The organism is Clostridioides sp. ES-S-0054-01 (assembly GCA_021561035.1).
GTDB lineage: Bacteria > Bacillota > Clostridia > Peptostreptococcales > Peptostreptococcaceae > Clostridioides.
Genome location: CP067346.1, coordinates 1,462,837 through 1,486,184 on the forward strand (window position 1 = coordinate 1,462,837; position 23,348 = coordinate 1,486,184).

At 27.3% G+C, this 23,348-nt stretch carries 17 protein-coding genes and 1 pseudogene; 16 read left to right on the top strand and 2 right to left on the bottom strand.

What is annotated here, in order from left to right; genetic code table 11:
• Positions 1 to 186 precede the first annotated feature (186 nt).
• From JJC02_07075 to JJC02_07100, 6 genes are all read left to right on the top strand, one after another.
• A complete protein-coding gene (locus JJC02_07075; protein ID UDN55927.1) occupies positions 187 to 633 on the top strand; it encodes a hypothetical protein in 447 nt (148 codons plus the stop codon).
• A gap of 266 nt (positions 634 to 899) precedes the next feature.
• Positions 900 to 1,604 carry a response regulator transcription factor gene (locus JJC02_07080; protein ID UDN56394.1) on the top strand — a complete coding sequence of 235 codons (705 nt, stop codon included), beginning with the start codon at positions 900 to 902 and terminating at the stop codon, positions 1,602 to 1,604.
• The gene (locus tag JJC02_07085) at positions 1,591 to 2,835 is read left to right on the top strand and encodes a HAMP domain-containing histidine kinase (GenBank protein UDN55928.1); all 1,245 of its coding nucleotides are present in this window, start codon (positions 1,591 to 1,593) and stop codon (positions 2,833 to 2,835) included. Before JJC02_07080 ends, JJC02_07085 begins: the two co-directional genes overlap by 14 nt.
• Positions 2,836 to 2,914: 79 nt before the next feature.
• The gene (locus tag JJC02_07090) at positions 2,915 to 3,592 is read left to right on the top strand and encodes an ABC transporter ATP-binding protein (protein UDN55929.1); all 678 of its coding nucleotides are present in this window, start codon (positions 2,915 to 2,917) and stop codon (positions 3,590 to 3,592) included.
• Positions 3,593 to 6,151 carry an ABC transporter permease gene (locus tag JJC02_07095; protein UDN55930.1) on the top strand — a complete coding sequence of 853 codons (2,559 nt, stop codon included), beginning with the start codon at positions 3,593 to 3,595 and terminating at the stop codon, positions 6,149 to 6,151. It begins immediately after the preceding gene.
• A 227-nt stretch (positions 6,152 to 6,378) separates the two neighbouring features.
• Positions 6,379 to 7,653, top strand: coding sequence for a 4Fe-4S dicluster domain-containing protein (locus JJC02_07100; GenBank protein UDN55931.1), 1,275 nt, complete (start codon positions 6,379 to 6,381; stop codon positions 7,651 to 7,653).
• A gap of 161 nt (positions 7,654 to 7,814) precedes the next feature.
• On the opposite strand, the gene JJC02_07105 is transcribed toward JJC02_07100, so the two are convergent.
• Positions 7,815 to 10,859 carry a serine hydrolase gene (locus JJC02_07105; GenBank protein UDN55932.1) on the bottom strand — a complete coding sequence of 1,015 codons (3,045 nt, stop codon included), beginning with the start codon at positions 10,857 to 10,859 and terminating at the stop codon, positions 7,815 to 7,817.
• A gap of 207 nt (positions 10,860 to 11,066) precedes the next feature.
• Here JJC02_07105 and JJC02_07110 point away from each other — a divergent pair, with 207 nt between their 5' ends.
• Positions 11,067 to 11,366, top strand: coding sequence for a rhodanese-like domain-containing protein (locus tag JJC02_07110; GenBank protein UDN55933.1), 300 nt, complete (start codon positions 11,067 to 11,069; stop codon positions 11,364 to 11,366).
• Positions 11,367 to 11,604: 238 nt separating this feature from the next.
• Here the strand turns inward: JJC02_07110 and JJC02_07115 are convergent, their stop codons facing one another.
• Complete coding sequence (locus JJC02_07115; protein ID UDN55934.1) at positions 11,605 to 13,833, bottom strand: YhgE/Pip domain-containing protein; 2,229 nt, start codon at positions 13,831 to 13,833, stop codon at positions 11,605 to 11,607.
• 279 nt (positions 13,834 to 14,112) lie between these two features.
• Between JJC02_07115 and JJC02_07120 the strand changes: the two genes are divergently transcribed.
• From JJC02_07120 to feoB, 9 genes and pseudogenes are all read left to right on the top strand, one after another.
• Positions 14,113 to 15,888 carry an ABC transporter ATP-binding protein gene (locus JJC02_07120; GenBank protein UDN55935.1) on the top strand — a complete coding sequence of 592 codons (1,776 nt, stop codon included), beginning with the start codon at positions 14,113 to 14,115 and terminating at the stop codon, positions 15,886 to 15,888.
• A gap of 12 nt (positions 15,889 to 15,900) precedes the next feature.
• Positions 15,901 to 17,724, top strand: a complete 1,824-nt coding sequence (locus JJC02_07125) for an ABC transporter ATP-binding protein (GenBank protein UDN55936.1) — start codon at positions 15,901 to 15,903, stop codon at positions 17,722 to 17,724.
• A gap of 117 nt (positions 17,725 to 17,841) precedes the next feature.
• Positions 17,842 to 18,387, top strand: a complete 546-nt coding sequence (locus tag JJC02_07130; protein ID UDN55937.1) for an NADH peroxidase — start codon at positions 17,842 to 17,844, stop codon at positions 18,385 to 18,387.
• Positions 18,388 to 18,660: 273 nt separating this feature from the next.
• Positions 18,661 to 18,918: pseudogene (locus JJC02_07135) on the top strand (CPBP family intramembrane metalloprotease).
• Positions 18,919 to 18,939: 21 nt separating this feature from the next.
• Complete coding sequence (locus JJC02_07140) at positions 18,940 to 19,368, top strand: CPBP family intramembrane metalloprotease (GenBank protein UDN56395.1); 429 nt, start codon at positions 18,940 to 18,942, stop codon at positions 19,366 to 19,368.
• A 125-nt stretch (positions 19,369 to 19,493) separates the two neighbouring features.
• A complete protein-coding gene (locus tag JJC02_07145; GenBank protein ID UDN55938.1) occupies positions 19,494 to 20,099 on the top strand; it encodes a dienelactone hydrolase family protein in 606 nt (201 codons plus the stop codon).
• A 522-nt stretch (positions 20,100 to 20,621) separates the two neighbouring features.
• On the top strand, positions 20,622 to 20,834 hold the full coding sequence (locus JJC02_07150) for a ferrous iron transport protein A (GenBank protein ID UDN55939.1): 213 nt from the start codon (positions 20,622 to 20,624) through the stop codon (positions 20,832 to 20,834).
• A gap of 12 nt (positions 20,835 to 20,846) precedes the next feature.
• Complete coding sequence (locus JJC02_07155; protein UDN55940.1) at positions 20,847 to 21,068, top strand: ferrous iron transport protein A; 222 nt, start codon at positions 20,847 to 20,849, stop codon at positions 21,066 to 21,068.
• 98 nt (positions 21,069 to 21,166) lie between these two features.
• Positions 21,167 to 23,323, top strand: a complete 2,157-nt coding sequence (gene feoB / locus JJC02_07160) for a ferrous iron transport protein B (protein ID UDN55941.1) — start codon at positions 21,167 to 21,169, stop codon at positions 23,321 to 23,323.
• Positions 23,324 to 23,348 lie beyond the last annotated feature (25 nt).

Consider the following 23,348-nt stretch of genomic DNA (forward strand, 5'->3'; position numbering starts at 1 on the left):
ACCTCCATTATGCTTTGTAAATGAAAACGATTGTTATATACATAGTATAACATAAAAAATAATAACAAACACAAAATATAAATTTATATTTTGTAAAAATTGTAATTTAAAAAATAACATAATTTTTATTAAAATAATACAGATACTATTTATAGATAGAAATAAAAATTAGAAAGGAGAAAAAATATGTTAACATATTTAATGAAAAGACAAATGCATAAAAAAGATGATGGAATGAGTAAACCAATGATGTTTACAGGAGCTGTACTTACAGGTGTAGGTGTATATGCTGTATACAAAATGGTAAAAAATCGTAAATCTAATTCTCAAATGGTCAATACAAATTATTATGGGAATAGCGATTATGATGATTATAAATATGACGAATTTGATTATGACTGTGATTGTAGAGACAAAAAACAAGATTATGAATATGAAGAACTAAAAAAAAAAGTAAAAGAATTTAATTCAAGAAGAATAAACTGTGAAAATTGTCCACATGTTTCTCAAGAAGAAATGATGCAATATGTAAATAGTGTTAAAGATGTAAAGAATGATATTGATTTACATGAAGACGATAAAAAAGATAATATTTATAAGGAAGATGAATACAAAAAATATGAAGAAGAGTAAGTAAAATTCTGTATAATTAAACAAGTAGTTGTGTTAGATTATTTAACATAAAGTTTCTAAAATGTAAGTTGTAGCTTAAGTTGAAGAAGTATCTATTATTCTTAATTGAGTTAAGTAACAACTTACATTTTTGTTTTATAAATTTTAATAACTCTTTGTGACTATTTTGTAATTATAGATATATTTTAGTATATAAGGTATTTGTGTATAATAAAAACTGTACAGGTAAATAATTTAAAATCAAAATGGAAAGAAAGGAAATAGCTATGTTAAAGTTGTTGATAGTTGAGGATGATAGTACTATATCTTTTGGAATAAAGTATGCTCTAGAACAAGAAGGATTTAGTATAGATATATCAAAGGATTTATCAAGTGGAAAAGAAATGATTTCTTCTAATGAATACAGCATGATACTGTTGGATGTTACATTACCAGATGGAACAGGTTATGAACTGTGTCAATATATAAGAGGATTCTCTCAAATTCCGATAATATTCTTGACTGCTTGTGATGAGGAAGTAAATATTGTTATGGGTCTTGATATAGGTGGAGATGATTATATAACAAAACCTTTTAGAATTAGAGAATTAATATCTAGAATAAAAGCTGTTTTGAGAAGAAAAGGTAATACTTTAGAAGAAGATAAGAAAATACTCAAATTTGGAGATTTAAGTATATATACCTTAGAAGCTAGAGTATATAAAAATGAAAAAGAAATATTTCTGACATCAGTTGAATATAAACTTCTTCTAATTCTTATACAGAACAAAAATACAGTTTTAAGTAGAACTCAAATATTGGAAAAACTTTGGGATGTAACTTATGATTTTGTAAATGATAATACTCTAACTGTTTATATAAAAAGGCTTAGAGAAAAAATAGGGGATGATTTATATAAACCAATCTACATAGAAACTGTAAGAGGTCTTGGTTATAAATGGATAGGGAGTGAAAATAGTGTTTCTATATAATCCGGAAGTGAAGAAGTTTTTAAGTAAGTATGTTATTTTGATGTTTGTTGTTATTATCATATCTGTTGGATTTAGCATAGTCAACGTGTCTATAACTAAAGATATGATTGTAAAAAACAATCAGGCTATAATAGGAACACTATCAAGTAAGTATCCAAACTTAGAAAGTGATATAGTAGATATAATAACTCAAGGAAACTCTATGGAAAATATAGATTATGGTCATAAAATATTAAGTAAGTATAATTATGATAAATCTATTAGGATAAACTCTGAGCCTATTACTTCTAAATTAGTTTTAGAGACTATCAAAATAAATATAATCTTAGTCTGTATAATATTTATTTTGATATTTGTGTTGGTTGTTAGATATTTTAAGGAAATGTACAATGATTTATCAGATATGACTAAGTATGTTTACTATAGTTCAGAGGGAAAAGCATTTGATATGAAAAATAAAAATCAAGAAGGGCAGATAGGTCTTTTAAAAACTGAACTCTTAAAGATGACAACAATTCTTAATGAAAAAGTTGAACTTTTAAAATCAGAAAAGATATTTTTAAATAATACAATTTCCGACATATCACACCAATTAAAAACCCCTATGACTTCTTTAATAATGCTGAATGATTTATTATATAATGATGTACCATATGAAGTAAAAATCGATTTTTTGAATAAGATAAAAAATCAATTAAATAGAATGGATTGGTTGATTAAAAGCATGCTTAAATTATCAAAGGTAGAAGCAAAAGTGATAAACTTTAAAAAGGATAAGATAAAATTTAGTGAACTCATACATAGAGCAATGCAATCTATGAAAATACCTATGGATATTAAAAATCAAAAATTGACTATAGAGGGAAGTGATAATGTATCTTATATTGGTGATATTGACTGGTCTGTTGAAGCATTAGTGAATATAATCAAAAATTGTATAGAACACACTCCTGAATTTGGAAATATAATTATAACTTATAAAGAAAACCCATTATTTTCTGAACTAGTAATAAAAGATGATGGCGAGGGAATAGATAAAAAAGATATACCACATGTATTTAAACGATTCTATAGAGGAAGTAGTAGTTCAAAAGAAGATAGTGTAGGAATAGGTCTTGCAATGTCAAAATCTATAGTAGAAAGCCAAAATGGAGATATATATGTAAACAGTGAAAAAGGTAAGGGTACAGAATTTCATATAATATTTCATAAAATGTACGATAGTGACTAATCTGTAATATTTAATTCACTTTATAGTAATAGTCAAAACCTAATATATGAAGTATAGAATATAAATATTGGAGGTAGTCATGGAAATTTTAAGAGTAGAAAATCTAACTAAAAGTTATGGTAAAAATGAAACAAAAGTTGATGCTATAAAAAATGTAAGTTTATCAATTGAAAAAGGTGAGTTTATATCAATAACAGGACCAAGTGGAAGTGGTAAAAGTACATTATTACATTTGCTAGGAGGAGTTGACAGACCAACTAGCGGTAAGGTTTATATAAATGATGTTGATATATATAATTTAAAAACTAAAGATTTAGCAATATTTAGAAGAAGAAATATAGGTCTTATATATCAATTTTATAACTTAATTCCAGTTTTAAATGTAAAGGAAAACATATTGCTTCCAGCAGAACTTGACAATAGAGATATTGACAAAGAATATTTAAATGATTTAATGAAAACATTAGGTCTAAATGATAGAGAAAAACATCTTCCAAACCAATTATCAGGGGGACAGCAACAAAGAACTTCTATAGGACGTGCTTTGATTAATAGACCTTCTATAGTATTAGCAGATGAGCCAACAGGTAATTTAGATAGTAAAAATTCAAAAGAAATACTAGAATTATTAAAACTGTCAGTAAAGAAATACAATCAGACTCTAATAATGATAACTCATGACAAAAACATAGCACTTCAGGCCGATAGAATTATAGGTATAGAAGATGGAATTATAAAAAGTGATGAGGTGATGTAGATGAATTTATATACATCATTAACTATTAGATATTTAAAACAAAATAAAAGAGGAACTATTGTAACTATAATTGGGATAATACTTTCAACAGCTTTAATTTGTGGTATAGGAAATATATTTGAAAGTTTCATGGATTATCAAGTAAGAGAAACTATAAAGAATGATGGAAGTTTTCATGTTACATTCCATGATGTAAACAAAAAGGATATAGAATATGTAACAAAATCAGCTGAAATAGAAAAACATGCATTTAGTAAACAAATTGGATATTCTAAATTGGAAAATAGTGAAAATGGTATATTAAGTATAAAACAGTATGATAAAAATGCCATGGAGGGATATCAAATTTCTGTAAAAGAAGGTAGATTGCCATCTAAGGTTGGAGAAATTGTTCTAAGTGAAAATGTTATTAATCTTATGGATGATAAATTAAAAATAGGAGACGAAATAATCTTAAAAGTAGGAGACATGTTTGACTCAAATAAGAAAAAGGTTGATAACATGGTATTTCATGAGGGTGATTATATAGCAAATGAAAAGGATAGAACTTTTAAACTTGTTGGTATAATTAAAAAGCCCGGATTTGAGCTTTATGATGAGATTACAACTGCTATAACTTACTTTAATCTGCTTGATTACAAAGGAACAATGAACATCTCAGTAACAGTAAAAAATCCTAAAGATGTGTATAAAATAAGTAAAAAAATAAGCAAAAACATATATCCAAATAAAGATGAAGAATCAATTTCTGATATGGTAAAATACAATGAACATTTATTAAGATTACAAGGGGCTAGTAAGTATGCAAACATAAATAGCTCTATAAAATCTATAATTTCAGTAGTAACTATTTTAGTAATTATATGTACTATTGCTACAGTATATAATTCTTTTAGTATTTCTATAACTGAACGAAAAAAACAGTTTGGAATATTAAATTCTATAGGTGCTACATCAAGCCAAATTAAAAAGTTGGTCTTAATAGAAGGTATTATAATTAGTTTAATTGGAATACCAATAGGGCTAATACCTGGAACAATAGCTATAGACTTATTATTTAAAATTATAAATAAGTATTTTACAAAATCGATTGTTACACAAATGAGTTTACAAATAGTGTATAACCCAATAATAATTATTGCTAGTATAATAATAGTTTTGTTTACAATATTTATATCAATTCTATTACCTGCAATAGCAGCTTCTAATATTTCTCCACTCGATATAATTAAAAACAGTGGAGAATATAAGGTGAGAAAAGTTAAAGACTCAAAGCTTATTAAAATGATTTTTAAGACTGAAGGAGTACTTGCATATAAAAATATGAGAAGAAATAGAAAAAAATTCATAGTGACTCTTTTTTCTTTAATGATAAGTATAATAATATTTGTATCTTTTAGTGGATTTACGTTACTTTTGCTAAAAGGTGAAGAAATTAGAAATTCTCAAAAAAACTATGATTTATATTTAACTGCAAAGGGTACAGCTAGACCTGTTGATGATGTTATAAGTACACTACAGGATATTCCTGGAATAAAAAACTTTGAATTAGCAACAGGTCAGTATATATCTATAAAAGTAAGTGAAAATAAAATAAATAAATCCAATGAAGATTTAATTAAGGAGTATTATGAACAGCATAAGAATGGAGATAGTTATGAATACGACTTTATCAATAATGAATTAGAATTTCCAGGAGAGTTTGCAATAAAAAATAAAACAAATAATTTAATAAAAGGTTCTTTTGATAAGGAAAAAGCAATTAAAGAAAATGGTGTGATATTAGTTAGAAAAAGTTACTTTGAATCTAGAGGTAAGAAAGGTATAGTGGAGTTAACTAATTACAAAGTTGGAGATACAGTAAATTGTGAATATCTGGATGATAATGGTTCAAGTAAAAAAATGAAGATTAAAATTCTTGCAATAACCGATGAAGAACGTCTAGGAATGGGCTATCAAAATATGGGCTTGCAATTTATAACTTATGATGAAGTTGCTAAAAATTTAGGTTTAAAATTAAATAGAAGTCTTATATTTATTGATTCAGGAGGAGACGTTCAGACTAAGAAGAAAGTAGAATCTTTAGCCGATAAAAATAATTTTAACTTCCATGATGAAAGTGCAGGAGGTGAAGAAGAAAAACAAAATCTAAAGGTTATCAAAATATTTGTATATGGTTTTATAGCAGTTATATCTCTAGTAAGTGTTACAAATATACTAAATACAGTAAGTACAAGTATAAACCTAAGAAAAAGAGAACTTGCGATAATACAATCTATAGGGGTTACTCCTAAAGGATTTAGAAAAATGATATATTTAGAAAGTTTTATATATGGTATACTGTCATTGTTGTTTGGGATACCAATTAGTATTGGTATAACTCTAATTATGAATAAACTTATTTCAGGTGTGATTGAGTTCTCTCCTGTTATACCTTGGACAGCAATAGCCATATGCATAATAAGTATTTTTATAATAACTTTTATAGCAGCTTATATACCAATGAGTAAATTGAATAAAGAAAATATCATAGATAATATAAGAAGAGAAAGTATATAAAAGTAATTTTTAATTATATAAAATATTATTAAAATCGTTTAATTGGTATAAACTATTATTATACTAATTAAGCGATTTTTTATTTATATAAGAAATCTAATAAAGAAATCATTAGAGGTATTTAATTATTTAGAAAGAATTGGTATTATATAAAGTAAGGGTTTAGATAAAGTGCTTATAAATAAGGACAAATATCTAATTTTATTGGAAAACAAAAGAAAAAGAAGGTGATTACTATTTCTCATATAACTGCTAAGAACATGTATAAAAGTTTAGAGGAAAGAATAAATAAGTTTCCACAAGGTGCTCCACCATCAGATACATTATACAAAATACTAAATGTACTATATACAGAACAAGAGGCAAAATTAGTGGCTCAGCTACCAATAAAGCCTTTTAGAGTAAAAACAGCAGCTAAAATTTGGAGTGTAAGTGAAAGTGAAGCATATAGAGTATTGGATAAACTTGCCAGTAAGGCTCTAATACTAGATATAGAAGATAAAAAAGGTAAGAAATATATAATGCCTCCCCCAATGGCTGGCTTTTTTGAGTTTGCCATGATGAGAACAAGACATGATATAGACCAAAAACTTTTAGCAGAACTTTACTATCAATATATGAATGTAGAAGAAGATTTTATCAAAGATTTATTTTATTCAACGGAAACAAAGCTTGGAAGAGTGTATGTTCAAGAGGAAGTTTTGACTAATGATAATGAAGTTAGCATTTTAGATTACGAAAGAGCTACTCATATAATTGATGAAGCAACTCATATAGGTGTAAGTATGTGTTATTGTAGACATAGAATGCAACATGTTGGAAAAGCTTGTGATGCTCCTATGGATATATGTATGACATTTGACAATGTAGCAAATTCTTTAATAAATAATAAATTTGCAAGACGTATAGATAAAATAGAATGTAAAGAACTACTTCATCAAGCATATGAGCATAATTTAGTTCAATGTGGAGAAAATGTTAGAAAAGGAGTTACATTTATATGTAATTGTTGTGGATGTTGTTGTGAGGCATTAGTATCAGCTAAAAGATTTGGAAATCTTCATCCAGTACAGACAACCAGCTTTATACCAAATATAAACCATGAAAGTTGTGTAAAATGTGGTAAATGTATATCTGCATGTCCAATAGATGCGATAAGCAAGGTCAAGGAAAATGATAAAGAATATATAAAAATTGATGAGGATAGGTGCCTAGGCTGTGGAGTTTGCGTTAGAAATTGCCATAAAAATAGTATTATGTTATTAAAAAGAGATGAAAAGATAATAACTCCAGCAAACTCAGTACATAGAGCAGTTCTAATGGCAATTGAAAAAGGGCAATTACAAAATCTAATTTTTGATAATAATGCCCTAGCAAGTCATAGAGCTATGGGAGCTATACTATCAGCTATATTAAAGCTTGAACCAGCTAAAAAGGTTTTAGCTAGCAAACAATTAAAGTCAGTATATTTAGATAAATTATTAAGTATGAATGATAAATAGATACTAACTTAAAGACAGGAAAAATTTTTAGATTTATCCATATATTAAGATGCTTATCATGCAGTATCTAAATTTAATTTTTATACGTATAAAGTTTATAACTGAAATAAAAAAGGACTGTATTCAATTAATATTACTTGAATACAGTCTTTCTTAGTATATTAAGCTATTTCCTTTATTTGCTTAAATGAATTCTCATTTCCATTTCCACCAATCTGTGTTACAGTTTTAAATCTCATAGTTTTAAATAGTTCTTTTTGATTATAATCTAGTAAGTTTCCTACTAATATTACAGGAGACTTAGTTCTTCCAGCTAAAACTCCAACAGATAACCCATCTATTAAATCATCTTGTTTATTGATTCCATTTTTAGCAACATATAGGTTGTCTATCTTAGAATCTTTATAAAATTCTTTTATTACCTTTGCATTAGTTTCATTTCTAGTACTACCTGATATTCTTTGTGGGTTTTGAAGTTTACTTTCTATATTTTTAGAAACTGTGTATTCTCCACCAATCACATAAGATTTATCGATTTTTTTGTTTTTAAATAAGTTATTTATTTCAGCTATATTGCTATTTTCATTAGTAAGTATTATAGGCATATCATTTTGAGCTGATACAGCTCCAATGCTTACTGCATCGGCTAATCCTTTTTCACCATTAACTACTGAAATCTTTGATATATTACTAATACTGTCCAATTCTTTAGCAATATTCATAGAAGTTTGATATCTATCGTTTCCTGAAATTCTAGATACAGAAATATTATTTGACTTTATAGTATCTAGGGATTTTTCATTTACAGAAGCTTCTCCACCAATTACATATACATTTTTAACTTTTAATCTCTTTAATTCAGCTAAAGTTTTTTCATTTATTTGAGAGCTTCCAGTTAATAATATAGGCGCATTTTTCTTATATGCAAGTGGTGTTGCGGCTAAAGCATCTGCAATTGCTGAGTCGTTTATTAAAACTGCATTTTCAGCATTTTCCCAACCTGCTTGACTTATCTTAATAGAAGTTTCATATCTATCAGTTCCTGTAAGTGTACTTGCATTTACTTCATCTTGATACATAACTTCAAATCTAGCATTTGGGCTTCCTAAGAAAACAATTACGCCTCCTTTTGGCAATCTAACTCTATTGTTCTTTGTAACTAAAGAGTAGTTTACAGGAACTCCTTTAGCATCATAAACAGCAAAAGATGAATTTTGAGGAAGATTAACTTCTATTTTTTTATTTGCTATATCATCACCGATTTTATACCATTTTGCATAACCTTTTGAATCTATTTGGAATGTAAAAGAGTTTTCTGATGGTAAATTAGTAATAGAATCTTCACTTACATATGTTTGTGTAGCAAAAGTTAAGTATTCTGTATCATTTTCCTTATATATTTTAATATCACCTAAATCACGACCTATTGAACCAGGGATTTCTATAAAAGCATTTGAATTGTTCTCATCTACTATTTTAGTATTAACTAAGTAACCTGGAGTACTATCATGGATATAAAAAGATGCTTTTACAGAACCAAACATATAGCTCTGTGAAGAATACTTTTCATCTATTAGATAATAGCCCTTACCATTCCTTTTTTTCCAGCTTTCTTTAACAGTATCTGATATATTGTTAGAATCTAGTTTTTGGGCTGCATAATTTATACTTGCAGTTTGACCTAATCCAGGCAGATTATCATAAGAGCTTAGGTGTAAATATGTAATATTATTTTTTTCTTTTACAAATTTCAGGCAACTATTACCTTTTTCAGATAAAAATCTATCCTGTCCTATATATACGTATTTATCTTCAGGTCCATTTTCTACATAAGGAGAAGATATTGTTAAAGTGCCATTATCATTAACATCAACTTTTAGTATGCTTGAAGAAGCATAAAGACCGCTATTTTCCTTTAAATAGCTTGGCATTTTAACTTGTTGAGGTTTACTAAATGTTTTATCTGGTTTTATTTCCTTAATTCTACCCTTTTCTTTTAATGCAGATAGTAAAATTTCTTGTCCAATTACTTCATTATGTGTACTAACTCCACCAGAAGAAATAACTGCAACTGCCATATTTTCATCTGGGAGTACCGTAAGATTGCTGTGGAATAGTAAAGAATCTCCACCTTTTGTAAGTGCTTTTAAATTATATTGATTAAATGGATAAGTATTGACTGAGTCCCATCCTAAACCATATCCTAGAATAGAATCTTCACCTTCAGGCCATAGACCATTTAAGTATTCTTTGTTTTCCATGGCTTTTACTGAAGAAGGGGAAAGAATTCCATTTGATTTTCTCATAAATGTTTGTGCAAATGTACATAGATTTTCTGCACTTGAATATAAACCACCTGCACCTATAGTATTTAAGTTATCTCGTGGTACGGCATCTTCAAAATAAGGTACATAGGCTTTTGCAAGCTTTGAATTATCAAAACTATTTTCTGGAGTTTTTGTATTTTGTAAGTTAAGTGGATTATTTATGTACTTGTCAATAAAGTTAGTAAATGTCATGCCAGATACTTTTTCTACTAAAATTTCAGCTAATGTAAATCCATCATTACAATAAACAGAAAAAGCCCCTGGCTTAGCTTTTAATCTTTGTTTCTTTAGTTCATCTAGGAAATTATCATGATTATAAGTGTCATTATCTTCTAATAAAATGGCGTTTTTATAACTACTTCCCATTAATCCTGATGAGTGATTTAACAACATTCTTGGAGTTATTTCTTTATATCTATCATCTGCCATTTTAAATTCAGGGATATAATTTACAACAGGAGTATCTAATTTTACTTTTCCCTCTTCTACTAACTTCATAACAGCAGTAGTAGTAAACAGTTTACTGATAGATGCAATATTATACATGTTATCCTTAGTTAAATTTTTGTTATCTTGTCTACTGTAGACTCCACCATTACCAGAAATCTCAATTTTACCATTATCAATCAAAGCATATTGAGCATTTTCAACTCCGTATTTAGATAATAAAGTTTTAATTTTTTCTTTAGCAAGAGCTTTAGTTTTTGGATAAGATTCTGAATTTTTGCTGTAATCATTTAGCTTTATATCAGAACTTTGATATTTCTCGGAGTTATCTTTTGTACTACTATCAGCAAAAGTAATATTTGGAGCAGTAGTAAATAACATACTAAGTACCAATGTGCTAGATAATAACCTAGAGAGTTTTTGCTTAAACATATTATATTACCTCTTTTCTTTTAAAAATAAATTTATAATTAGCATAACATTCTTAATTATTTTAATCAACAGATTATTATCAACAAAAAAAGATTTTATTAAGTATATCTTTTACATAGCTGAGAAAAATATAAAAAGAATATTTGTTGTTAGATGAAGAATAAAGGGTATAAGTAATATATAAATAAAATGGAGGAATCTTAGCACATGTACAAGAATATAAATAAGAATCAACTTAAAGAAATGATGAAAAATGAAAAGGATATTTTGTTATTGGATGTAAGAACTAAAGATGAATTTAGGGAATATAAAATAGAAAATGCTATAAATATATCTTTACAAGAGTTAATCAACAATATAGATGAAATTTATGAATATAAAGATAAGAAAGTAGTAGTTTATTGCAGAAGTGGTCATAGAAGTGTTACTGCATGTAATTTATTGGCAGAAGAAGGTTTTGAGCATTTATATAATTTAAACTCAGGAATAATTGATTACATGAATTAAATAATGTAAGTTATATATTAATACTATGTATATCATTGTTTATTAAGTAGGAATATATCTAGATATTTATAAAATAAATTTAGGAAAGAACGAATTTTTTTTGTTTTTTTCCGTGATATACTTTATAGTAGATGCTAGTTTTTAATTTGGAAAAAGGTAGCAGCTAAAAAGCTGCTACCTTTTAATATGAACTTAGAATATTAGTTTAAAAAATATATTTAAATACAGAATTAATTTTTTAATGACCAGTTAAATTACTATCTCCAAATTTGTCATTAAATGGTTTTATAATTCTGTTTATAGGTCCTTTTAGAATGACATTTAAACAAATAGACAGAATCATAAATAGTAAGAGAACCAATATGTATTTAATTAGATTTGGAGCGTATATACCACCAACTGCTTCCCTTGTAGCACCTATTGCATAAGTAAATGGCATTATAGGATTTATTCTTTGGAAGAATGTAGGTGTAACTTGTATAGGGAATGTACCACCAGAAGAACCAATTTGAACGACTAATAGTACTATTGCAATTGCTTTTCCTACATTTCCAAATACAGAAACCAAAGAATACACTATAAAGTTAAATACCATACTAGTAAACATAAGTAGAAGTATCAATAAAATTGGATGCTTTGCTGTTACTCCTAATAATAGTATATCTCCAGTTCCAATTATGAATCCTTGAACGAGAGCTATACTTAAAAAAGTAAGACCTCTTCCAAAGTAAATTTCATAAGGTTTATAGTTTCCATGTACAGATGTAGATAATAGTGCTGAAATAAGTAATATACCTACCCATGTAGAAAGAACACTATAAAATGGTGTCATTGCAGAACCGTAGTTTTCAATTGGATACAATTTCTCTGTTTTTACTTCAACAGGTTCCTTTAAAAAATTAGACTTTGTCAATATATCACTTTCAAGTAAGCTGACCAATTTTTTCATATCCTCACCATTACTAATTTTACTTAAAGTATCAATTAAGTCATCCAACATTCCTTTTGCTAAAGGAAGTTTTTCTCTTATTAATGATATACTTTCTTGTGCATTTCCTGAAAGACTTAGAGAAGTAGTAAGTATTTCTTCAACCTTTGGAAGTTTTGCCTCTGCCTTATCTAAAACAGTGATTATATCGTTTGCCACTTTTATACTGTTTGCAAATATACTATTTATAGGTTTTGATATTTTCGAATCAAAATTATTTAAAATATTTAAGTTAATTCTTCCAATACCATTTGATAAGCTTAAAACATTATTCAAAGCACTTACAGATGGTTGCTGTCCAGATATAACCTTGTTTTTAATATCATTTAATGTTGATATAGATGAATCTATTTTATTGCTAGAATCTTCAAGATTATCTATTACATCATCCAACCTATTGTTTGATGTAAGCTGATTTAATTTAGTTAAAAAGTTTTCCAAAGTATCATTTAAAGATTGTAAATTGGAAAGCTTTTCTGATAAATTATCTATTAACTTAGGTATATCTTCACTGCCACTATTTACTGCATCAATTAAATTAAGTGTAAGAGAGGAAGCAGAAGATGAAAGATCAACCATTAAATTTAAGTCAGACTTTATAAGAGGAGAAAGTTCATCTAAATTATTATTTGTATCCTCTAAGAATTTCTTTAAGTCATTTGATAACAGTTTTGTATCATTCAAAGTCTTTTTAATTGTAGGCAAATCGGATTTAATATCTTTGACTGTATCAGATAACTTTGAAGTAGCATCAGAAGCTAAATCGACAGTCTTATTTATATGGTCAAATCTCTTTTGAAGGTCTATAAGAGAACTTTCAACTTTTGTCAATTTTGGAAGACTGTGTTCAATTCCTGCACCAACTCCATTTGATATACCAAGAACGATTTCACTAACTGTTTTTACTATAGTCTGATTAACTTGTAGCTGTATTGTAGAAGCACCTTTATCAGTAATCTTTGGTGCAACTGCATTTATTTTTTCATTAACTGTATATATAATTTCACCTTTTTTGACATCATCTGTAATTAAAGATGTCAAATCTTTTGTAAAATTTTTTGGAATCTTAAGTGATGCATAATAAGTACCTTTTTTGACACCTTCAAGAGCGGTTTTTTCATCTACAAACTGCCAACCTAAACTTTTGTTATCCTTAAGTTGTTCAATTAGCTGCTCTCCTACATTAATCTTCTGTCCTGCTATTTCATTTCCTTTATCTTCATTTGTTACCGCTACAAGCATATTAGCAGTGCTTCCATAAGGGTCCCAAGATGCTTTTATGTTGAACCAAGCATACAGGGATGGTAAAAAAGCAAGACCTAAAACTATTATAAGTACTGCATAATTTCCACGTATATCTTTTAGGTCATTTTTAAAGATTTCTAATATATCTTTTAAACCGTTTGAAGGTTTTAAATTCTTGATATTATTCCAGCTTAAAATTTTTTTTAAACTATTAGTTTTTTTCAAATGTCTCACCTCCTAAAATATTTTGATAGAGAAAAAGTTAGATTTATAATCAATTTTAAATTATATTACTTTTTACACAAATAGTAAAGTTAAAGTTTTGTCTTAATTTTAATACATATATATTATATATAATAGTATGCTATAAATATAGGAAATAAAAAAAATAATTTATAAAATGTATGGTATAAAAATTAATGATAAATCAAATATTTATAATTGATATAATCAATTAAATTAGCTATGTGATATACTTTTGATAATGAGAAAATTCTATGAAGGGATGATTGAATGAAGTATTTAAAAAAATACATAAAAAAATATATAACATTATTTCTAACAGCGGTATTTTTTTTGACATTGGAAGCTTTTTGTGATTTAGCTCAACCAACTATAATGGCAAAAATAATCGATATAGGAGTTTCAAATAAAAATTTAGATTACATATTATCAACAGGAGCTTTAATGATAGGTATAACTTTTTTAGGAGCAATATTTTCAATAACAAGAAGTCTAATCTCAGCAAGAGTTTCTCAATCTTTTTCTTATGATTTAAGACAGGATGTATTTGAAAAGATAAATACTTATTCACTAAAACAAATAGACAAATTAGGTAGAGCTTCATTAATAACAAGAATTACTAATGATATTAATCAAGTGCAACTATTTGTTCATGGAATGATGAGGGTTTTTATAAAATCGCCAATCATGTGTATAGGAAGTCTAATTATAGCCATAAAATTAAATTTAAAGATGTCAGTAATTATTCTAATTGCAGTTTTAATTATATTTATCATAATATTGCTCAATATGAAGATAGGATATAGATTATTTAAAAATGTACAAGAAAGTACAGATAAAGTAAATTCAAAATTAAGACAGTTTTTAAGTGGAATAAAAGTAGTCAAACTATTTTGTAGATACGATTATGAGAACAAAAGTTTTGAAGAGTTAAATGATGAGCTTTTTAAAAATAGTAGAAAAGCTACGACTATGATGTCGTTTTTTAGACCAACAATTACAATAATTATTAATGTTTCTATAATAATAATATTACTGATTGGAAGATATTTAATTTATTCAGGAGAAGTTAAAATTGGAATTATAGTTGCTTATGTAAATTATATGACTAGAATATTAACATCACTTATAATGATTTCACATGTTTTTAATGTTTTTGTTAGAGCAAAAGCTTCTTATGAAAGAATAAGTGAAGTTTTGATTGATGAGAATGAAGAAATAATTGAGAGAAATGCCAGTTTAGATACTGAAGAAAAAAATTTAAAGTTTGCAAATGGTGATATAGTCTTTGAAAATGTAGATTTTTCGTATAATAAAAATACAGATGAAAAAATATTAAAAGACATATCTTTTAAAATAGAAGAAGGTCAAAATATTGGTGTGATTGGTCAAACTGGTTCAGGAAAAACTTCTTTAATAAATTTAATTCAAAAATTATATATAATTGACAAAGGCGATATTAAGATTGGGGGACATAGTATATACAGTATTTCTGAAGATAGTTTAAGGGAAAGAATAGGTGTAGTATTTCAAAATAGCAGTGTGTTTGGTAAAAGCATACTAGAAAATATAGTTATGGGAAATAAGGATATAAGTAGAGAAGATGTTGTAAAATCATGTGAGATAGCAAATGCAAATCAATTTATAACAAAACTCGAAAATTCTTATGATGAGGTTTTATTTCAAAGGGGTAAGAATCTATCAGGAGGACAAAGACAAAGAATTACTATAGCTAGAGCTATAGCAAAAAAACCTCAAATATTAATTCTTGATGATTGTTTTAGTGCAATGGATATTAATACAGAGACAACTATAAGAAAGAATATAAAAGATTATATAAACAATTTAAGAGAAAAGGAAAACAAGAAATGCACTATAATAACTATTTCACAAAAGATTAGTTCTATAATTGACTGTGATAAGATTTTAGTCTTGGATGAGGGAGAGGTGGTTGGATTTGCTACACATGAAGATTTACTGGTTAGTTCTCCAATTTATAAAAAAATTTTTGCGTTGCAAAATCTAGTAAATAAAGATGTAAATTAAGGAGGAAGGATATTGAATTTAAGTACTGGAAATCAAAAGGTCAGTAGATTAAAGAAAAAAGAAAAGCCTAAAGATTTTAAAAAAACGTTTAAAAGAATTTTTATTTACTTTAAAAAAGATAAAAAGATTACTAGATTTATTTTTTTGCTAGTAATAATTGATTCAGTTATATCAACTATAATACCGTATACTATTGGAAAAGTAGTTGACATAATAGATATTAATACTTATTCAAAGTCCATTTTCTTAAAAGGCATAATTATTTTACTTTCATTTTATATAATTGAGTTTTTAGTTAAACTTTCTAAGGGCATATGTACAGCTAGATTATCTCAAAGTATAGTTAAAGAGATGAGAAGTAATTTATTTTTAAAATTTAAAAATCTACCAATAACCTTTTTTGATAAAAGTTCTACTGGAGATATTATGAGTAGGGTAACAAATGATGTTGATAATATCAGTACAGGAATTTCAAATTCATTAGTACAATTAATTACAGGAATCTTAAACATATTGATGACTTTTATTATGATGTTTATATTAAGCCCAGTTTTAACTTTTTGCAGTATAATTTTAATACCAATAGTAATGTCTATAAGTAATTTTATTGCAAAGAGAACTAGAATTTTTTTTAAGCAACAACAAGTTGAGTTAGGAAGGCTAAATGCTCATATTGAAGAAATGATATCAAACATAAATGTAGTAAAATCTTTCAATTATGAAAGAAAATCTGTAAATGATTTTAAAGAAATCAATGATAGACTTCTAAATATTTCACTTAAATCGCAAATTTATACATCTCTTTTAATGCCTATTATGAATGTGATTAGTAATATAGGATTTGCAACTATATGTATTATAGGTGGTACTCTTGCATCTAAGGATATTATAACTATAGGAGTTATAGCTAGTTTTTTGAGTTATGTACGACAATTTACAAGACCTTTAAATGAATTGGCGAATCTGTTTAATACATTACTTTCAGCCGTAGCTGGATGCGAAAGAGTTTTTGAAATTATAGATGAAAAAGAAGAACAACAAGTAGATAGTGTGCTTAAAAATAAGCTTAATGACAATAAACATGGTAATTTAAACTCTCATTTTATAAAGGGAGAAATTGAATTTAAAGGTGTAAGTTTTTCTTATGATTCAAAAAAAAGAATTTTAGACGATATAAACTTAAGAATCAAAGCTGGTACATCAAATGCCATTATAGGGGAGACAGGAAGTGGAAAAACAACAATTATAAATCTAATTACAAATTTCTATCATATAGATGAAGGAAGTATATTTTTAGATGGTAAGGATATATATTCTATTGACAAAAACTGTTTGAGAACTTGTTTTGGAGTGGTTCCACAAGAAAGTTATATATTCAATGATACAGTTATGGAGAATATAAGGTATGGAAATCTGATGGCTACCGACGAAGAAGTTATATCTGCTAGCAAAATAGCAAATGCACATAAATTCATAGTGAAAATGCGTGAAGGATATAGTACTGTATTATCGGATAGGGGTGAAGAACTAAGCGAAGGTCAAAAACAATTAATAAGTATTGCTAGGGCAGTATTAAAAAATGCCCCGATACTTATTTTGGATGAAGCTACAAGTAATATAGATATAGCAACAGAAGCTAAAATTCAAGAGGCAATAAATAGTTTAACTTATGGAAAGACAAGTATAATTATAGCTCATAGATTAAGTACAATATCAAATTGTGATAATATAATAGTTTTAGAAAATGGTAGAATTGTGGAATCTGGAAATCATAAAGAACTGATAAAATTAGAAGGACATTATTATAGAAACATACTATTAACACAAGGAAAATAAGTATTTAGAAAAAAACTTTAAAAAAATTGTTTAAAGGTATATGTTGCGGGTATATATAGATTAACTTAATAAATAAAAAATTTAATTTGATATATAAAATTTAGGAGGAAAGTAATTATGAAAAAATTTGTTTGTACAGTATGTGGATATATACATGAAGGAGATGCTGCACCAGCACAATGTCCAGTATGTAAAGTTGGAGCTGATAAATTTGAAGAAATGAAAGGTGAAAAAAATTGGGCTGATGAGCATAGAATAGGAGTTGCTCAAGGTGTAGATGAAGAAATAATCGAAGGATTAAGAGCTAACTTTGTTGGAGAGTGTACAGAAGTAGGAATGTATTTAGCAATGAGTAGACAAGCTGATAGAGAAGGTTATCCAGAAGTAGGAGAAGCTTACAAGAGAATAGCTTTTGAAGAAGCTGAGCATGCTGCTAAATTTGCAGAACTTCTTGGAGAAGTTGTAGTTGCAGATACACAAGAAAACTTAAGAGTTAGAGTTGACGCTGAGTATGGTGCAACTGATGGAAAATTAAAATTAGCTAAAAAAGCTAAAGAGTTAGGATTAGATGCTATACACGATACAGTACATGAAATGTGTAAAGATGAAGCTAGACATGGTAAAGCATTCTTAGGATTATTAAATAGATATTTTGGAAAATAAATTTAATATAAGTTAAGTGGATTTTTAGGAGTATATCATTTATGATTTTTAAAATTATAATGATATACTCCTTTTTAATAGTTATATTTTATATTTTTTATAGCTATAATCTTGTAAATATTTAAATAATTATAAATATAGCTTTAATGAAATTAATTTTTTAATTTTATTATCTCTGATTTATGTAATAAATGGAATTAATTTGATTTAAACATATATTTATGATAAAATATGAGAAATAAATAAAAATTTAATTAAAAAGGGGGATTTATAGTGTTTAAAACTGTATTTGAAGATAAAGAATATGCTTTGTTATGTAAGAATTATTCTAAAAATGATGGAGTAAAAGCAATATTTATTTATTTGATATCCATGTTACTATTGTTTTTCCAAGGTTATTTGTATACAACAAATTTAAGTTCAACAATTTTAACTAACTCACAAATGATATTGTCAATCTTGATTTTACTTATAGGACTGGGATTTGTACTACTTTCGAAGGAAAAACTAAATACGATTGGGATTACAATGCGAAATTTAAATAAAGGTCTTTTGTATGGAGTTTTTGGTGCTACTGTACTCGTAATTTTCGTTATTTTAACAGATGGAATTATGCAAGGAAAAAAAGTTGATTTTGAATTACCTACTGTTTTTATAGTTGTTACATTTATTGTTTCTGCTATTTCAGAAGAAATTGTTTTTAGAGGGTATATTCAAACAAGGTTAACTGGATTAATAAAAAATAGTGTACTTTCATCTTGTATTAATTCTTTTCTTTTTGTATCTACGCATTACCCTGTAAAATGGTTTTTAAATGGATATCTTTCATTTGCAATTCTATCTGGATTTTATGTGATATGCCTTATATTACTTCACTTTTCATGTGATTTAGTATATCGAAAAACTAATTGCCTGTGGGGGTCATGCCTACTGCATATCTTGTATAATATTGGTACAGGAATGTTGATTTTTACTACTTAGTCAATTTTACTTTGCAGAAAGTTTATCGTAAGAAACGGATTATTTTATAAGTCAAATTTTAGAGATAGTAAATTGACATACTTAAAAGAATACATTAAACTAAATGTAAAAAATATCGACAGGCGGTGGACAATCTGATTAAGTATGTACATAAAAGCAATATAGCTATTGTTGTACTGCATGAAATTTATGGAGTTAATAATTTTATAAAAGATGTTTGTCAAAAGTATTATAAAGGTGGGTATGATGTGTTTTGTCCAGAACTCTTAGGAGAAAAAAGAGTTTTTTCATACTCAAAAGCTCAAGAAGCATATGATTTTTTTATAAATAATGTTAGGTTTGATATTTATAAAAAAGTAGAAAAACTTATAAATGGTTTAAAATCGGAGTATAAACATGTATTTGTAGTTGGGTATAGTGTAGGTGCAACTATTGCATGGAGATGTAGTGAAAATTCTTTATGTGATGGTATAATTTGTTGTTATGGCTCCCGAATTAGAGATTATATGGATGTAATTCCAACATGTCCTATTTTGCTAGTGTTTGCAAAATACGATTCATTCGATGTTGATTATGTTTCTTCCCAACTTTCTAGAAGACAAAATATTCAAATTGAAATTTTAGACGCAAATCATGGTTTTATTGATACATATTCAAAAAACTATTCTAATGCTCAAACAGAAGTGTTTAATATTAAAGAAAAAAATTTTCTATCTAAATGTTTAGACTAATATGTTTTATTATAAAATATAGAAGATTTAATCAATTTAAAAAACATAATGACACTACTAATGTTAAAAAATATTAGTAGTGTCATTATATTTTTTGAGATAGATATAGTCAGTAGAATCATAGAATTAATTACGTTTTTTTGATTGGATTAGATTAATATTCAATTACATTGAAAAGAAAAAAATCATTACTATAGAATAATGTCTTTATCAAAAGAGCATTCTTATACAGAATATGGTTATGAGCATCTAAGAGAAATCTCAAAATATATAGGATAGCAGTATGAATTTTTATAGATTTTATTAATATAATAAACCAAATGAGAAAAAAAATCAAAAGAATACAATAATCACTTGCAAAAAATATACTATTGTGATAGACTTAAATCAAAATTAGGAATTGTAAGAATAAGGAAAAAGATAGGTAATTATTTTAACAAGTTAAAATTTAAGAAATTGTGATTTATATATAAGATAGAAGTTGTTTGTAAATTTAAATTGGTTTAAGAGGAGGAATATTATATGATGCCATTGATGTTATCAAATACAGGTGAAGAAGTAGTTATAAAGAAAATTTCAGGAAGTGATAAGACAAGAACTTTTTTAAATAGTATAGGTTTTGTAGTAGGCACAAATGTTAAAATAATTTCTAAGATAGATGGGAATTTAATAATAGATGTAAAAGATACTAGAGTTGCATTAGATAAAAAAATGGCAAGTAGAATAATAATATAGGGAGGTAATAAGATGAACAGACTAAAAGATATTAAATGTGGCGAGACTGTAAAAGTCAAGAAGTTAGAGGGAGAAGGAGCCACAAGAAGACGTATAATGGATATGGGAATTACAAGGGGAGTTGATGTATTTATAAGAAAAGTAGCCCCTCTTGGAGACCCAATTGAAATAACAGTCAGAGATTATGAACTATCAATTCGTAAATCAGATGCAGAAAAAATTATTGTGGAATAATAAAATTAATTAGAGTAGGATTAATGTAATTATATAGTGAGAATGATTTTCTATATCATAAATAGTTATGTACTTAAATAGTAATGGGAGGAATGGAAATGTCAATAAAAATAGGTCTCATAGGAAATCCAAACTGTGGTAAGACAACGATGTTCAATGGGCTTACAGGTTCATCACAATATGTTGGGAACTGGCCAGGAGTCACAGTTGAAAAAAAGGGTGGAAAATTAAAAGGAAATAAAGATGTAGAAATAGTAGATTTACCAGGTATTTATTCTTTATCTCCATATACATTAGAAGAAGTAGTTACACGTAATTTTATGTTAGATGATAAGCCAGATGCAGTAATAAATATTGTAGATGCGTCAAATATAGAGAGAAATTTATATCTTACAACTCAAGTTTTAGAATTAGGGATACCGACTGTTATAGCTCTTAATATGATGGATATTGTCAACAAGAATGGTGATAAAATAAATATTAAAAAACTATCTGAGATTATAGGTTGCCCAGTAGTAGAAGTAACAGCAGTTAAAGGTCAAGGAATTATGGAGGCTGCTGAAAAGGCAGTTGAAATTGCAAGTAGTAACAATAAATTACATTTCAAATTACCTTTTGTTGATAAAAGTAAGGAAGCAATAGAAAAAATTGAAAAAATAATAGAAGAAAAGACTCCATATATAGATGTGGAAACACGCTGGTTAGCTATAAAGCTGTTTGAAAGAGATGAAAATGTTATACAAAAACTTGGCATTTCTAAAACAATATTGAATAGCATTGAAGAAATAACTATAAATTGTGAAGATGAATTGGACGATGATAGTGAAAGTATAATAACAGCCAATCGTTACGAATTTATTAGTTCAATAATTTCGAATATAATAAAGAAGAATAGAAAAGGTAAGGAAACTGTATCAGATAAGATAGATAAGATTGTAACAAATCGTATACTAGCATTACCTATTTTTGCACTTATAATGTGGGGAGTTTACTATATCGCAGTAAGTTCGTTGGGCACTATAGCAACTGATTGGACAAATGATGTACTGTTTGGAGAAATTATTCAAGGAAATGTGAGTAATTTTCTAGCTTCTTTAAATGTAGCAGAGTGGTTACAAGGACTTGTAGTTGATGGTCTGATTGGTGGAGTTGGAGCAGTATTAGGATTTGTACCACAAATTATGCTTTTATTCTTACTATTATCAATACTAGAAGACTGTGGATACATGTCACGAGTAGCTTTTATAATGGATAGGATTTTCCGTAAGTTTGGTCTTTCAGGAAAATCATTTATACCAATGCTTATAAGTTCAGGTTGTGGAGTTCCAGGAGTTATGTCAACTCGAACTATAGAGAATGATAGAGATAGAAAAATGACTATTATGTTAACTACATTCATTCCATGTGGAGCAAAGATTCCAATAATAGCATTATTTGCAGGAGCATTATTTGGAGGTGCTTCATGGGTAGCTCCATCAATGTATTTCTTAGGTATTGTAATGATAATCATCTGCGGAATTATATTAAAGAGAACTAGTTTATTTTCAGGAGAACCATCTCCATTTGTTATGGAATTACCTCAATATCATATTCCAAGTGCAAAAGGTGTTTTAATACACATGTGGGATAGAGGAAAAGCATTTATAATAAAGGCAGGAACAATTATATTTGTAGCTTGTGGAGTAATTTGGTTCTTACAATCATTTAACTGGTCATTACAAATGGTAGATGCTGGAGATAGTATATTAGCTAGTTTAGGAAATATAGTTGCACCAATATTTGCACCTCTTGGATTTGGAAACTGGCAATCATCAGTAGCAACAGTTACAGGTCTAGTAGCTAAGGAAAATGTAGTTGGAACGTTTGGAGTTTTATTTGGTATATCAGATGCAACAGAGCAAGACCCAGCACTTCTTGGTTCAGTTGCAAGTATGTTTACAGTAGCTAGTGCGTTTGCATTTATGGCATTCAATATGCTTTGTGCACCTTGCTTTGCAGCTATTGGAGCTATAAAAAGAGAAATGGGTTCTTGGAAATGGACATGGATTACATTAGGATTCCAGACTTTAACAGCATATATAGTTGCTCTTCTTATCAATCAAGTTGGAAGTTTAGTTCTAGGTACTGGAGGAAGTATTGCTGGGGCAATAATATCTATAATTATAGCAGTAGCAGTGGTATTTGCAGTTTTAACTTATTCAAATAGAAATATGAAAAAAGAAAAAATCGGTAAATTAAGTTATATGAAAAATTAATTCGTATAAATAAGGAGTGATGAAT